Source organism: Actinomadura sp. KC345 (assembly GCF_004348515.1).
GTDB lineage: Bacteria > Actinomycetota > Actinomycetes > Streptosporangiales > Streptosporangiaceae > Spirillospora.
In genome coordinates this window covers 13,563-27,206 of the sequence record NZ_SMKH01000086.1, presented here as the reverse complement: position 1 = coordinate 27,206, position 13,644 = coordinate 13,563, and the positions used below count along the sequence as shown (strand labels likewise).

11 protein-coding genes are annotated in these 13,644 nt (G+C 71.1%); 2 read left to right on the top strand and 9 right to left on the bottom strand.

Going from position 1 to position 13,644, the window contains the following annotated elements:
• Positions 1 to 1,242 (bottom strand): GTP cyclohydrolase IIa (locus E1281_RS16700; protein ID WP_131879174.1); only part of this gene is annotated, 1,242 nt, incomplete at its 3' end.
• A gap of 734 nt (positions 1,243 to 1,976) precedes the next feature.
• Positions 1,977 to 3,263 carry a UDP-N-acetylglucosamine 1-carboxyvinyltransferase gene (gene murA / locus E1281_RS16695; RefSeq protein WP_131879178.1) on the bottom strand — a complete coding sequence of 429 codons (1,287 nt, stop codon included), beginning with the start codon at positions 3,261 to 3,263 and terminating at the stop codon, positions 1,977 to 1,979.
• 270 nt (positions 3,264 to 3,533) lie between these two features.
• Between murA and E1281_RS16690 the strand changes: the two genes are divergently transcribed.
• On the top strand, positions 3,534 to 4,577 hold the full coding sequence (locus E1281_RS16690) for a suppressor of fused domain protein (protein WP_131879172.1): 1,044 nt from the start codon (positions 3,534 to 3,536) through the stop codon (positions 4,575 to 4,577).
• Between the two features lies 1 nt (position 4,578).
• Here the strand turns inward: E1281_RS16690 and E1281_RS16685 are convergent, their stop codons facing one another.
• Genes E1281_RS16685 through purD form a run of 3 tightly spaced genes read right to left on the bottom strand, consistent with a single transcriptional unit; the run spans position 4,579 to position 7,945 of the window.
• A complete protein-coding gene (locus E1281_RS16685; protein ID WP_131879170.1) occupies positions 4,579 to 5,361 on the bottom strand; it encodes an MOSC N-terminal beta barrel domain-containing protein in 783 nt (260 codons plus the stop codon).
• A 27-nt stretch (positions 5,362 to 5,388) separates the two neighbouring features.
• A complete protein-coding gene (gene purB, locus E1281_RS16680; protein ID WP_131879168.1) occupies positions 5,389 to 6,699 on the bottom strand; it encodes an adenylosuccinate lyase in 1,311 nt (436 codons plus the stop codon).
• A gap of 7 nt (positions 6,700 to 6,706) precedes the next feature.
• A complete protein-coding gene (purD, locus tag E1281_RS16675; RefSeq protein ID WP_131879166.1) occupies positions 6,707 to 7,945 on the bottom strand; it encodes a phosphoribosylamine--glycine ligase in 1,239 nt (412 codons plus the stop codon).
• Between the two features lie 332 nt (positions 7,946 to 8,277).
• Here purD and E1281_RS16670 point away from each other — a divergent pair, with 332 nt between their 5' ends.
• Positions 8,278 to 9,360 (top strand): magnesium and cobalt transport protein CorA, encoded by a 1,083-nt coding sequence (locus E1281_RS16670; protein WP_131879164.1) that lies wholly within the window; start codon positions 8,278 to 8,280, stop codon positions 9,358 to 9,360.
• Positions 9,361 to 9,363: 3 nt separating this feature from the next.
• Here E1281_RS16670 and E1281_RS16665 read toward each other — a convergent pair whose 3' ends face one another.
• The 4 genes from E1281_RS16665 to E1281_RS16650 all read right to left on the bottom strand — a co-directional run bounded on the left by E1281_RS16665 (position 9,364) and on the right by E1281_RS16650 (position 13,566).
• On the bottom strand, positions 9,364 to 10,158 hold the full coding sequence (locus E1281_RS16665) for an alpha/beta hydrolase (RefSeq protein WP_279433619.1): 795 nt from the start codon (positions 10,156 to 10,158) through the stop codon (positions 9,364 to 9,366).
• Between the two features lie 73 nt (positions 10,159 to 10,231).
• Positions 10,232 to 11,065 (bottom strand): glycerophosphodiester phosphodiesterase family protein, encoded by an 834-nt coding sequence (locus tag E1281_RS16660; RefSeq protein ID WP_131879162.1) that lies wholly within the window; start codon positions 11,063 to 11,065, stop codon positions 10,232 to 10,234.
• A gap of 2 nt (positions 11,066 to 11,067) precedes the next feature.
• Positions 11,068 to 12,351 carry an adenylosuccinate synthase gene (locus E1281_RS16655; protein WP_131879160.1) on the bottom strand — a complete coding sequence of 428 codons (1,284 nt, stop codon included), beginning with the start codon at positions 12,349 to 12,351 and terminating at the stop codon, positions 11,068 to 11,070.
• 120 nt (positions 12,352 to 12,471) lie between these two features.
• A complete protein-coding gene (locus tag E1281_RS16650) occupies positions 12,472 to 13,566 on the bottom strand; it encodes a helix-turn-helix transcriptional regulator (protein ID WP_131879158.1) in 1,095 nt (364 codons plus the stop codon).
• Positions 13,567 to 13,644 lie beyond the last annotated feature (78 nt).

Here is a 13,644-nt window from a genome sequence, read left to right as displayed (position 1 = left end):
GAGTGGCCAGGCGAGGCCCTCCTCGACGAGGGTACGGAGGAGGCGGCGGGCCGTTCGGGGGGTGACTCCGAGCATCTTGCCGGCGTTCTCCGCGTCCACGATCAGCGGCTGCTCCTGGTCGCCGAGCTTGTCGGCCAGGCGCGCGAGGATCTCCAGGCCCTTGGGCTTGGGCTGCGGCGGCGTCCGCGGCGGGGTGCGCGGCGCGGGGACGAGGGCGCGGCCGTCGCGGTCCAGGGCGAAGCCCTGGGCGCGCTGGGAGCTCTGCGAGCGGGCCAGAGCGGCGCGGGCGTGGTTCTCCGCCTCGTGCGCCGTGCGGCCCATGCCGATGCCGACCTCGATCGCGAGGCCGAGTTCCTCGCGGACGCGCTCGACGAACGGCGGCGTCCGGAACCCCTCGGTGGACGCGGTGACCGAGCCGCGCGTCGCGATGACGAGGTAGCTGTGGTCGTCCAGCGGCCACACCGACGCGTTCATCCGGTGCGCCTCCTGGAGCAGCACCCGGTGCAGCGCGAGCTTCAGCTCGTCGCGCCAGTAGCGGGGGGTGACGCGGCGGGGCGTCTCGCGCAGCGTCGGCACGTCCACCAGCACCACGACGAGCTGCGACTCCTCCAGCCGGTGGTGCGCGCCGAGCAGGGCGGCCGTCTGGAGGGAGCTGCGGATCGCCGCGCCGGTCGGGCGGACGCGCAGCGTCGGCACGCCGGCCATCTCCATCCGCTCCGCGGTGGCGTGCACGCAGGTCATCGCGACCGTCGTCGCCCCGCGCCGCCACAGCCGCTCGTGGAACGCGGCGAGCGTGCCGGGGCCCGCGGCCTCCTCGCGCAGGTGGACCTGCTCGGTGCCCAGGCTGATCTCGGAGTAGGCCTCCTCGACCTCGGCGCGGCCGAGGACGTCGATGCTGACCCTGGAGGGGTCGAAGCGTTCGTCGAGGGAGGCCCGCAGCAGCGCGCCCTGCAGGGCGGCGCCGTTCAGCGGGACGTAGGTGGCCGGCATCGTGAGCACGCCCGCCTTGCGTGCGAAGTCGTAGGGGACGGGGCTGGCGAACAGGCACACGTCGACGCCCGATCCCAGCCGCACGACCTTGTCGGCGGCCTCCTGCTCGTCCCGGTAGGCGGCGGCCACCAGCCTGCTCGGTACCGGGGTGGGGCCGTGGCCCATCAGCATGACCCGTTCGACCAGGTCATGCGGGCCTACGACGCCGATCGTGAGGTCGGGTGTCACCGACCCCGTTCGTGCGGCCGTCATAGATGATCGCTCGCTTCCGGTCCATCCTCCCGGCGGGGGTCCGACCCCGACCACGCGTTCGCGCACGCTCCGCCCAACGGTTGACTCATGGCTTGTCGCCCCTGCCTTCTGACCCAGCACCGCAGTTCCCGTTGCGATCGCCTACTTCGCAGCCCCCTCACCCAGAGAGCCCCTTCTGCTGGCAGATCGGGTCAGGACGACGATGTGTGACGCCCAGACGCGAAATCGAATCAAGAGTGCGGCGAAAAAGTAACCTACGGGACCCCCTGGTCAGTAATTTGTCACCATTCGGCCAGCCTTGATCCTGCATCTTCGGGCGTCCGAAGTCGAAAAACAAGACCCGAAAACACGCACAGAGGCCCTCCCTGGCGCTGTCGCGCACTGGGAAGACCCCTGTGATGCCCGTTTGGTTTACCTGCGGACCGTAACTCGTCCGTACCGATGCCGTCCCACCCGGAAAGACGAGTGATCCGGTGTTCATGGCGCGGCACCGCAGGTCAGTGATCTTTTGTCGCGTTACGGACTGTCCCGAGAGGACCGTTCCATACGTTTATTGCCCAGCTCAGCGCACTGCCAAGGACTGATCAGCGAGACAGGCCGTAACAGCATTGCGTGACTGGTTGGTAACACACTGCCGAACCGATTCACGCTCGCGCGTTACAGTGCCCGTCAGGTGGCACTCCGGAGTTGGTCAGGACGGGGCCACAATCGGCCGATGCGCCCTCCGGAGACGCCTAGTCGGCCTCGCGGACGATCTCGGCGCCGAGTTGGGACAGGCGCTCGGCCGTGTGCGCGTGACCGCGGTCGAGATAGTAGGCCGAGGTGATCGTCGTCTCGCCCTCGGCCGCGAGGCCGGCCAGCACGAGCGCGCTGCCGCAGCGCAGGTCGTGCGCCTCGACCTCGGCGCCGCGCAGGGCGCGCGGACCGTTCACCTTCGCGCGGTTGCCGTCCACCTCGATGTCGGCGCCCATCTTGCCGAGCTCGTCGGCCAGCTTGAACCGCCCGTCGAAGATCCGCTCGTAGACGTAGGAGGGGCCCTCGGCCAGGCACGACAGCGCCATGATCGGCGACTGCAGGTCGGTGGCGAACCCGGGGTACTCGTCGGTGATGACGTTGATCGGACGCAGCGTCCGCTCGCGGCGGACCTGGAGCACCGCGCCCTGCTGGTGGAACTCCACGCCCATCTGCTCAAGCTTGTCGGCGGCGACGCCGAGGTGCTCGAGGCTGGCGCCGACGAGGCTGAGGTCGCCGCCGGTGATCGCGGCGGCCATCACGAACACGCCGGCGTCGATGCGGTCGGGCATCACGGTGTGCTCGACGGCGGTCAGTTCGTCCACGCCCTCGACGGTGATGAACCCGGTGCCGCCGCCGCCGATCTTGGCGCCCATCGCCTGGAGGATCTTGATGTTGTCCAGGACCTCCGGCTCCAGCGCCGCGTTCTTGATCAGCGTGGTGCCCTGGGCCAGCGCGGCCGCCATGATCAGGTTCTCGGTGCCGGTGTGCGAGGGGGTGTCGCAGTAGAGCGTTCCGCCGCGCAGGTCGCCGGCCTTGATGTGGATGATGCCGTCGCCGTTGTCGGCCACGTGCTCGGTGACCGTCGCGCCCATCCGCTTGAAGCCGTTGTAGTGGAAGTCCAGGTTGCGGCTTCCGAGGTTGCAGCCGCCGACGCCCTCGATGACCGCCTCGCCGAGCCGGTGCAGCAGCGCCGGGACGAACAGGAACGAGCCGCGGAACCGGGACGCGATCTCCGCCGGCAGCACCGGGCTGCTGAGCGAGGACGCGTCGATCACGAGCGTGCGCTCCGTCTCGTGCAGCTCGGCCTTGGCCCCGACGGCCCGCGCGAGCTCGACCGCCCGCCGCACGTCCTCGATGATCGGAACGTTGCGCAGGACGGTCCGTCCCTTGGCGGCCATCAGCGAGGCGCCGATCATCGGCAGGACGGCGTTCTTCGCCCCCTGGACGAAAACGGTGCCGTGCAGCTGCCGTCCGCCGCGCACGCGGTAGCGAACCTCGTGGCCCATGCTCATGCCGCCTTACTCCTTCGTGAATGCGGGTTACTCGCCTGCAAGCGGGGGCACGAGGGCCGAGCGCGCCGAATGGTGTCCCCCTGCGTCAACGCGACCCCAGTAAACCATCGGCCCGGGCGTGTGCTGTCCGGCCCGCGCCACGATGGCGTCGGTTCTGCTCGTTGAGACACCCGAAGTGCCCGCAAGGTTCGCACACCCACGGGAAATTCCCAAGGTGAGCGTATGGGCGGCGCGCCGACGCGTCGGAGTCTACGCTGATCATTCATGGACGAATCACCCGGTTGGGACGCCATCGACGCCGCGCTCAGGCCCCTCTACGGAGACGCGGAACCGCTTCACCTGGCGACCCTCCTCAAATGGTCGCTGGGCGGGTCCGATCCGCTCGACGGGATCAGCGTCTACCCCCGCATCGAGCCCGTCCCGCACTGGCATTTCGTCACGTACGGCATGACCGAGCTGTACACCAAGGAATCCGAGGACCCGGACGAGTCGGGCTGGGGATTCGAGTTCACGTTCCGCGTCGCCCGCGACCCGGCGGAGGACGAGCCGCCGATGTGGGCGCCGAACCTCCTGCAGAACCTCGCCCGGTACGTGTTCAACTCCGGCAACACGTTCGCGCCCGGCCACCACATGAACGCCAACGGGCCGATCAACGCCGACCGGGAGGACTCGGAGATCCGCGCGGTGACGTTCGTCTCCGACCCGGAGCTCGCGGAGATCTCGACGCCCCACGGCCGGGTCGCCTTCCTCCAGGTCGTCGGGCTCGCGAGCGAGGAGTACGAGGCCGTGCGCCGGTGGAACGCCGACGGCCTGATGCGGGTTCTCGCCCCGCACCTCCCGCTGTTCGTCACCGACATCGACCGCCGCTCGCTGCTGGCCGATCCGCAGATCGCCCGCGCCGTCGACGAGGGCGCCGCGCAGGAGGGCTCCAGCGGCGGCTTCCTGTACGTGACCACGGCCCACTGGGAGCGCTCGGCCGCGTCGACGACGCTCCGGATCGGCGCGTTGCAGGCCCCGGCCATCGCCGACGCCCTCCAGGGCCGCCTGCCGTTCGGCCGCGAGCTGATCCTGCAGACCGACGAGACCAGGCTCACGTTCCTTCCCGGTGACACCTTCGTCGTCGACGAGGTGCTTGAGGGCATGCTGGACGTCCACGTCCCCCTGACCGCGCTGGACGACCTCAAGGCGGCTCTGCGTCCCACGGCGGGGAGTCGCGCCGTCCCGTCCCTGCCCGGCCTCACGGTGGAGATCGTCCCGACCGCCATGAAGGACCGCTACGGCAACGAGACCGGCGAGGTCGTCGGCTGAGTCAGCGCGCTTCCAGAACCTCGACGGGGTCGCCCAGCGTGAGCGTGCCGAGAGTCCGGGGGACGCAGTTCTGGCCGAACTGGATGCCGCGGTCCCGGTTGCGGTAGGTGGCGAGCGTCCGCAGCGGCTCGCGTCCGCGCTCGGCGGTCTCCTGGTCGGTCGTGGTGATGACGCAGCGGCTGCACGGCTTGATCGCCTCGATGACGGTCTCACCGACGCGCAGGAGGCGCACGTCGTCCTCACCGAACGCCCCGAGCCCCTCGACGACGAGGCTGGGCCGGAACCGGTTCATCGGCAGCGGCTCGTCCAGGCGCGCGTTGAGGTCGACGAGGGACTCGGCGGAGATGAGCAGCAGCGGATAGCCGTCGGCGAACATCGCCTCGCCGCCGCCGCGCGACGTGGACCGGTGGCCGGTGAAGCGCACCAGCCGGCAGTCCTGGCCGAGGAGGGACGAGAACCAGGCGGCGGCCTCGTCGCCCTGGTCGACGCCTTGGCACTCCGTCCTCTGGACGACCACGTCGCGGACTTCGCCGTCACGGTCGGCCTTGTGGACGAGCGCCGGAACACCCGGAGCGTTCACGGTGAGGATCTCGCCGTCGTAGGACGGGCGCAACAACGCCATCTGCGCCAGGTCCCGCTGCGACAGGAAGCGGCCCTCGGGAGTGACCAGCATGAACTCACGGTCGAACGGCAGGCCCTTTGAGGTGAGCTCGGCGCTGTGCAGCGGGGTTCCGCCGCCGCTCTTGAGGGGGTAGCTGTTCAGCTCGGTCAGGGTCGCCGTCAAAGTCCCTCCCGGGGGCCCGTGCAGAATTCATTGGAGTGCGCCCAGGCGGTCGAAGACCGGGCCCAGACGCTCGACGAAACGCTCCGGACGGCACACTTCGTCCAGGCGCGTCTCGTCCAGCGTCAGCGACGCCTCCGCGGCGTGCTTGCGCAGCGTCTCGCGGAACGGCGTGCCGCTCTCCCACGTCTCCATCGCGGCCTTCTGGACGAGCGGGTACGCCTCGTCGTCGCGCGACATCCCGGCCTCGACCAGCTCCAGCAGCACGGTCGAGGTGTAGATGAGCCCGCCGGTCGACTCCAGGTTGGCCCGCATCTGCGCCTCGTCCACGACAAGTCCGGACATGAGGCGATTCGTCAGGTTCAGCATGTAGTCGAGGGCGACGGACGCGTCCGGCAGCGCGATCCGCTCCGTCGACGAATGCGAGATGTCGCGCTCGTGCCAGAGCGGGATGCCCTCCAGAACCGGGACGATCTGGGCCCGCACGATCCGCGCCATCCCCGCCAGCCGCTCGGAGATGATCGGGTTCTTCTTGTGCGGCATCGCCGACGAGCCCTTCTGGCCCTTGCCGAACGGCTCCCACAGCTCCCGGACCTCGGTGCGCTGCCCGTGCCGGACCTCCAGCGCGATCGTCTCGCACACCGTCGCCATGATCGCCAGGGACGAGACCCACTCGGAGATCCCGTCGCGCATGACGACCTGCGTCGAGACGTCCGCGCTGTTCAGCCCGAGCTTGCGCGCGACGTGCAGCTCGACGGCCGGGTCGATGTTGGAGTACGTCCCGACCGCACCGGAGATCGCCATCACCCCGACGGCCTCCCGGGCGCGCCGCAGCCGGTCGCGGGACCGTGCCATGGCGAACGCGAAGTCGGCGACGCGATGCCCCCAGACGTCCGGCTCGCCGTGGATGCCGTGCGTCCGGCCCACCCGCAGCGTCGCCCGGTGCGCCAGAGCGTGGTCGCGCAGCGTCGCGACGAGCGCGTCGGCCTTCTCCAGCAGGATGTCCGTCGCCTCGACGAGCTGCAGCGCCAGAGCCGTGTCGAGCAGGTCGGACGACGTCATGCCGAAGTGGACGTACCGCGCCGCCTCGCGGGGCTCGGTGTTGTCCGCCCACGCCGAAAGAAAGGCGATCACGTCGTGCTGCGTGACCGCCTCGATCTCGTGCACCGCCTCCGGCGTCGGCGGCGGCGCCTTCCGCACCGGCTCCACCACCTCCGGCGGGATCGTGCCGGCCTCGGCGTGGGCCTCGACGACGAGGACCTCCACCTGGCACCACAGCTCGTACTTATGCGCGTCACTCCAGACGCGCCCCATCTCCGGAAGCGTGTACCGATCAATCACGGGCCGATTATCCCAGGTCGGCTATGTCGGTGCGGTGGTGGGAGGCGCGAAGGGTGATTTCGGAGACGGCCTCGTAGGCGGTGGTGCGGGCGGTGGCCAGGTCGGGGCCGGTGCCGACGACGTTGAGGACGCGGCCGCCGTTCGCGACCAGGCGTCCGTCCGCGTCCAGCTTCGTTCCCGCGTGGAGGATGTAGGCGCCGTCGACCTTGGCGGCCTCGTCCAGGCCGGTGATCTCGTCGCCCTTCACCGGGGTGGACGGGTAGCCCTCGGCGGCTATGACGACCGTGACGGCCGCGCCCGGGTGCCACTCCGGGCGGAAGTCCGGGTCGAGGGCGCCGATCGCGCAGGCCTGGAGCAGCTTCGCGAGCGGGGTGGCCAGGCGGTCCAGGACGACCTGGGTCTCGGGGTCGCCGAAGCGGGCGTTGAACTCCACCACGCGCACGCCCTTGGACGTCAGGGACAGCCCCGCATAGAGGACGCCGACGTAGGGGGTCTCGCGGCGGCGCAGCTCGTCCACGGCGGGCTGGACGACCGTGGACATGACCTCGTCCACCAGCTCGGGCGGTGCCCAGGGGAGGGGGGTGTAGGCGCCCATGCCGCCCGTGTTGGGGCCCTCGTCGCCGTCGTACGCGCGCTTGAAGTCCTGCGCGGGCAGCAGCGGGACGGCGTTCTCGCCGTCGGACAGGGCGAACAGGGAGACTTCGGGGCCGTCCAGGAACTCTTCGATCACGACCCGCCCGCAGGCGGCGGCATGCTCGGCCGCGGCGGCGCGGTCCTCGGTGACGACGACGCCCTTGCCCGCGGCCAGGCCGTCGTCCTTCACCACGTAGGGCGGGCCGAAGGCGTCCAGCGCCTTCTCCGCCTCGTCGGTCGTGTCGCAGATCCGCGCGTCGGCGGTCGGGACCGCCGCCTTCGCCATGACCTCCTTCGCGAACGCCTTGGACGCCTCGATGCGGGCCGCGGCGCGGTCGGGCCCGAAGCACGGGAACCCGGCGCGGCGCAGAGCGTCGCCGACGCCCGCGACCAGGACCGCCTCCGGGCCCACGACCACGAGTTCGGCCCGCAGCCGACCGGCCAACTCGGTCACCGCGACCGGGTCGGTCGGATCGATCTGGTGGTTGTCCGCGATATCGGCCGTGCCCGGGTTGCCCGGAGCGCAGTGGAGGGCGGTGACGGAAGGGTCGCGATGCAGGGCGCGGGCGAGCGCATGCTCGCGGCCACCCGATCCAAGGACGAGTACTCGCACGTCACGCGAGCTTACTGGGAGCCGGAGGGGCGCACGTCACGTGGCGGGCATCACGCCCGCGACCTGTGAACATCACCGATGTGGGCGGCGTCCTAAATGTCGGCTGGTAGGCTTCCACAGGCTTTGCCGAGGTGTGAAAGGAGGTGGTCGGGATGAGTCCTGGTGATCCTTGCAGTTCGCCGGAAAACCCTCACAGTCCGGACAGAACTGTTCGGGCCGACCGTCCGTCCGCCTCCATCTGGCGCCCGGCCATCGCTTCCGCGCGCTCCCCTCGCTGACCGGCCTGGGTCGAGCGCGCCGCCGCGTGCGTGGCCGGCGGTTAGGAGCACCCCATGGCCATGACGCGCGTCCGCCCCACCCGCGCCCTGTTCAAGCCGCGCCGTCCCTCGGGCGTCGAGGCACCGCACCGTGGCTCCGCCGTGATCGACTGGGCCGCCTACATCGACGGCCACCGCGTCTCCACCGACACCGTCGCCGACGCCGTCCGCCTCGTCCGCGACGGCCGCCTCACCCCTGACGGCGACAGCGCCGGCTACGTCTGGGTCGGCCTCCACGAGCCGTCCTCCACCGAGCTGACCGAACTCGCCGAGGTCTTCGGTCTGCACCCGCTCGCGGTCGAGGACGCGATCCACGCCCACCAGCGTCCCAAGCTGGAGCGCTACGACGACGTCCACTTCGTCGTCATGAAGACGGTCGGCTACGTCGCGAGCGGGCCCGGCGGCGCCGAGGTCGTCGAGACCGGCGAGATCATGATCTTCTGCGGGCCCGACTTCGTCGTCACCGTCCGGCACGGCGCGCACGGCGAACTCGGACCCGTCCGCCGCGACCTGGAGAAGGAGCCCGAACGCCTCGCCCTCGGCACCGCCGCCGTCGTGCACGCCGTCGCCGACCGCGTCGTCGACGGCTACGTCAGCGTCGCGGACGCCGTCATGGAGGACATCGACGAGGTCGAGGAGGCCGTCTTCTCGCCCGAGCGCACCGACGAGTCACGCCGCATCTACCGGCTCAAGCGCGAGGTCATCCAGCTCAAGCGCGCGGTCGGCCCCCTGGCGGGGCCCCTGCGCAGCCTGTCCGGCCGCCGCTTCGTCCCCGCCGAGATCAAGGAGTACCTCCGCGACGTGGAGGACCACCTCACCCGCGTCCGGGAGCAGGTCGAGTCCTACGACGAACTCCTCAACCCCATCCTCCAGGCCCACATGACGCAGGTCACCGTGGCCGACAACAAGGACATGCGGAAGATCTCCTCGTGGGGCGCCATCTTCATGGTCCCGACCGCCATCGCCGGCGTCTACGGCATGAACTTCGACTTCATGCCCGAGACGGAGTGGCGCTACGGCTACCCCATGATCCTCGGCGTCATCGCCCTGGCCTGCTTCTCCCTCTACCGAGGCTTCCGCCGCAACGGCTGGCTCTGAGCGTCACAGCGTGGCCAGGAAGTCCCGCACGGCGCGTGTGAAGGCCGCGGGATCGTCGTCGTGCGCCCAGTGGCCGCAGCCCGCGAGTTCGCGCAGGACGGTCCCGGGACGCCGCGCGGCCATCTCCCCGGCCATCGCGGTGGGCAGGACGAAGCTGTCCAGCCCGTGCACGAGCAGGGCCGGGCACGTGGAGCCCAGCCAGTCGGCCCACCAGTCGCCGACGAGGGCCCGCTGCGAGGCCACCATGTCGTCGTGGTCGAAAAGCAGGCCCCACCCGTCGGCGTGTTCGACGGCGCTCTCCAGGAAGTAGCCGGCGTCGGGAATGCCCCGCGCCTCGATGTCACGGCGCAGCTCGCCCAAGGTCGCGGACCGGCGGGGCCAGCCGCGGACGTCCAGCACCGGGTGCGGAATCTCGGGCGGCCGGTTGTAGGCGCCGCCCTCCTCCACGACCAGGGCCCGGACGAGTTCCGGATGGCGGGCGGCCAGCCGGAACGCGACGACCCCGCCCATCGAGTGTCCGAGCACGATCACCGGGCCGAGCCCCAGCCCGCGCAGGAACTCGGCGGCGTCGGCCACATAGGCGTCCGGGCCGTAGCCGTCACCCCGGTCGCTGTGGCCGTGGCCCCGCTGCTCCAGCGCGATCACCCGGTGGCCGGGCGCGAGCGCGGCGGCGAGCGGCGCGAAGCACCGGGCCCGGCCGAAGTGCCCGTGCAGCGCGAGGATCGGCGTGCCCCCCTCGGGACCGCCGTCCAGCCAGGCCAGCCGCAACCCCCGCACGGCCGCGAACCTCTCGATCACGATGTCTCCTCGATGCGTTGACTTGCGGCGAGTCGTTGTTATGGGCGCGCCGAAAACAACAACACGCCGCAAGTCAACGAGGGGCGGCCTCGTGGAAACGGTCGGGGTAGTCGGTGATGATGGCGTCGGCGCCGTACTTGATGAAGCGGGCCATCTCTTCGGAGGTGTTGACCGTCCAGACGGCGACCTTGAGGTTCTGAGAGTGGGCCTGCTCGACCAGTTCCGGGGTGGTCAGGGGGTGCTCGGGTGACAGGAAGTCGGCGCCGATCGTCGCGGCGGCGGATACCGGGTCGTCCGGGGAGAGGCCGGCGAGCCAGGGGGTGTCCGGGACGAGGGTCTTGCGCTCGACCAGAGCCACGCGGGGGAACTCCGGATGGTCGCGGCGGGCCTCGGTCAGGACGCGCCAGTCGAACGCGAGGAGGCGCGACCGGCCGTGCACGCCGGCGGACGTCAGGATGTCCACCACGGCGGCCGTGAGGCGTTGCACGTCCTCGATCGGCCAGCTGGGGTCGGTCTTGAGTTCCACGGCGAGAGTGACGCCCGTGGGGGCCAGCAGGGCGCACGCCTCGGCGAGGGTCGGGATGCGCGTGCCGGGGACGGCCGTCTGGTCGTAGGACTCGTGGCACCGGGCGCCCGCGTCGATCGTGCGGAGCTGGTCGAAGGTCAGGTCCCGGATCCGCTTGCCGACGTAGGGGAAGGCGGGGTCGCCGGGCCGGACGGGGGCGGTGTCGGTGAGGTTGACGGGGGAGAGCGCCTGGTCGTGGTTGAGGACGACCACGCCGTCGGCGGACATGCCCACGTCGAGTTCGATCGCGTCCACGCCCAGTTCCAGGGCGTGGGTGAAGCCGGGAAGGGTGTTCTCCGGGCGGAGGCCGCGCGCTCCCCGGTGGCCGTGGACTTCTGCCATCGTCAGACCAGCGGGTGGAGGGAGAGCGTCTGGTCGCGTCCGGGGCCGACGCCGATCGCGGAGATCCGGCAGCCGGACATCTCCTCCAGGGAGCGGACGTACGCCTGCGCGTTGGCGGGAAGGTCCGCGAACGACTTGGCCCCCGTGATGTCCTCCTGCCAGCCGTCCAGGTACTCCAGGACGGGTTTGGCGTGGTGGAACTCCGTCTGGGTCGTGGGGAGCTCGTCCACACGCCCCCCGTCGATGTCATACGCGACGCACACCGGGACGCGCTCCAGCCCGGACAGGACGTCCAGCTTCGTCAGGAAGTAGTCGGTGATGCCGTTGACGCGGGTGGCGTAGCGGGCGATGACGGCGTCGAACCAGCCGCAGCGGCGGTCGCGTCCCGTGGTCACCCCGTACTCGCCGCCGGTCTTGCGGAGGTACTCGCCCTCCTCGCCCAGCAACTCGGTGGGGAACGGCCCGGAGCCGACCCGCGTCGTGTACGCCTTGATGATGCCGATCACGCGGTTGATCTTCGTGGGTCCGACGCCGGAGCCCGCGCACGCGCCGCCCGCCGTCGGGCTGGACGACGTCACGAACGGGTAGGTGCCGTGGTCGATGTCCAGCAGCGTGCCCTGGGCGCCCTCCAGCAGGACGACCTTGTCCTCGTCGAGCGCCTTGTTCAGGACGAGCGCCGTGTCGGCGACGAACGGCCGCAGCCGCTCCCCGTACTCCAGGTACTCCTGGACGATCGGCCCCGTGTCGATGCGCCGCCGGTTGTAGACCTTGGTGAGGACCTGGTTCTTCTCGCGCAGCGCCAGATCGAGCTTCTGCGTGAGGATGTTCGGGTCGAAGAGGTCCTGGACGCGGATGCCCATCCGGTTGATCTTGTCGGCGTAGGCGGGGCCGATGCCGCGCCCGGTGGTGCCGATCCGGGCCTTGCCCAGGTACCGCTCGGTGACCTTGTCGAGGGCCCGGTGGTGGGGCATGATCAGGTGCGCGTTCCCCGAGAGCAGCAGGCGCTCGCAGGAGATCCCGCGATCCCACAGCCCGTCGATCTCGCCGAGCAGCACCGCCGGGTCGATCACCACGCCGTTGCCGATCACAGGGACGACGTCGGGTGACAGCACCCCGGACGGCAGCAGGTGCAGCGCGTAGCTCTTGTCACCGATGACCACGGTGTGCCCGGCGTTGTTGCCGCCCTGGAAGCGGACCACGTAGTCGACGTCCCCGCCGAGCAGGTCCGTGGCCTTGCCCTTGCCCTCATCTCCCCACTGCGCTCCGACAAGAACGATGGCAGGCATGCCACTTTCCCTTCCCACGACGAAGGCCCCGGTCGCCGCAAGTAGCGAAGGGGCCTCTTGCGATCGAAGCCTACCTGTCCCGGCGCGGCAAGGAAACCGGAGCCGGGCCGCGACCGCTGGTCAGCGGCCGGTGCGGCGCGGCCAGTGGTTCTCGGCGAACAGCCGCGCGACGAGTTCGCCCCGGCTGGACACGCGCGCCTTGGCGAAGACGGTCTTGAGGTGGTCGCGGACGGTGTGCGGGGAGATGACGAGTTCGGCGGCGATGCCGCCGGTGGACAGCCCCCGCGCGACGAGCTGGGTGATCTCCAGTTCGCGGGCGGACAGCCCGTACGCCTCCGCGATGATCGGCGCCATGTCCGAGCCGGCGGCGGGCTGGATGACCACCGCCGTCATCCCCGGGGCACCGTCCGGGCCGTGCAGGCACGAGGCGTGGCAGACCAGCCACTGGCCGTCGCTGGTCCGGATCCGCACCCGGGCGGCGCCGCGGTCGCGTTCGGCGGCGACGGCCCGCGCCTGCGCGGCGGCGCCGATCAGCCAGATCGGCAGCGGCGGCCCCAGGGCGGACGGGCTGGACGGGCCGTCCGGCAGCCGTTCCAGGTACTCGCGCGCCTCGTCGTTGACGGAGACCGGCGCCCCGGAGGGGGCGAAGAGCACCAGCCCGGGGCCGCCCGGCACCGCCGTCCCGGGACGCGTCGCGGGCCGGGCCAGGACGCGCAGCCGGTCGGCCAGCGGCGCCGAAAGGCCCGCGATCAGGGCGACCTCGGACGGCCCGAACGCTTCGCGGCCCTTCTCGCGGAACAGGCTGACCACGGCCCACGGCCGGCCGCCGGCGCGGAACACGGCTCTCAGCTCGTCGCCGACTCCCTGGCGTGCGAGGAGCTTGCGGTACTGCGCGCTGCGCGCGGGCAGGTCGTCGGTGCTTGCGCGAAGCCCGGCGGCGGGGACGGCCGCGCGGGCCAGCTCCCGGAACGGGATGACGTCCTCCTCCAGGAGAGCGCACTCCCAGTAGGTGAAGCAGTCCTCGCGGCGGCCGAGCTCCTCCACCCGCATCGGCGCGGTGATCAGGCCGGTGCCCGGGTCGGTCGCCGACCAGGCCGCGCCCTGGAAACCGATCATCCGGCGGAGCCGTGCGGACGCGCCCGCGAACAGCTCGGCCGCGTCGCGGGCGCGTCCGGCGCCGTCGAGGAGGGCCCGCCGTTCGCGCTGATCGATCATCCGTCCAGTCTGCCTCGGGGCCGGATCGGTCCGCCCCCCTCAAACGGGGGGACGGGGCCCGGCCGGATCCCCGAACCG

Excerpts from the sequence above, each read along its gene's own strand:
- murA (WP_131879178.1), bottom strand. The coding sequence starts at position 3,263 with ATGGGCCACGAGGTTCGCTACCGCGTGCGCGGCGGACGGCAGCTGCAC.
- E1281_RS16690 (WP_131879172.1), top strand. The coding sequence starts at position 3,534 with ATGGACGAATCACCCGGTTGGGACGCCATCGACGCCGCGCTCAGGCCC.
- E1281_RS16670 (WP_131879164.1), top strand. The coding sequence starts at position 8,278 with ATGGCCATGACGCGCGTCCGCCCCACCCGCGCCCTGTTCAAGCCGCGC.
- E1281_RS16660 (WP_131879162.1), bottom strand. The coding sequence starts at position 11,065 with ATGGCAGAAGTCCACGGCCACCGGGGAGCGCGCGGCCTCCGCCCGGAG.
- E1281_RS16655 (WP_131879160.1), bottom strand. The coding sequence starts at position 12,351 with ATGCCTGCCATCGTTCTTGTCGGAGCGCAGTGGGGAGATGAGGGCAAG.
- E1281_RS16650 (WP_131879158.1), bottom strand. The coding sequence starts at position 13,566 with ATGATCGATCAGCGCGAACGGCGGGCCCTCCTCGACGGCGCCGGACGC.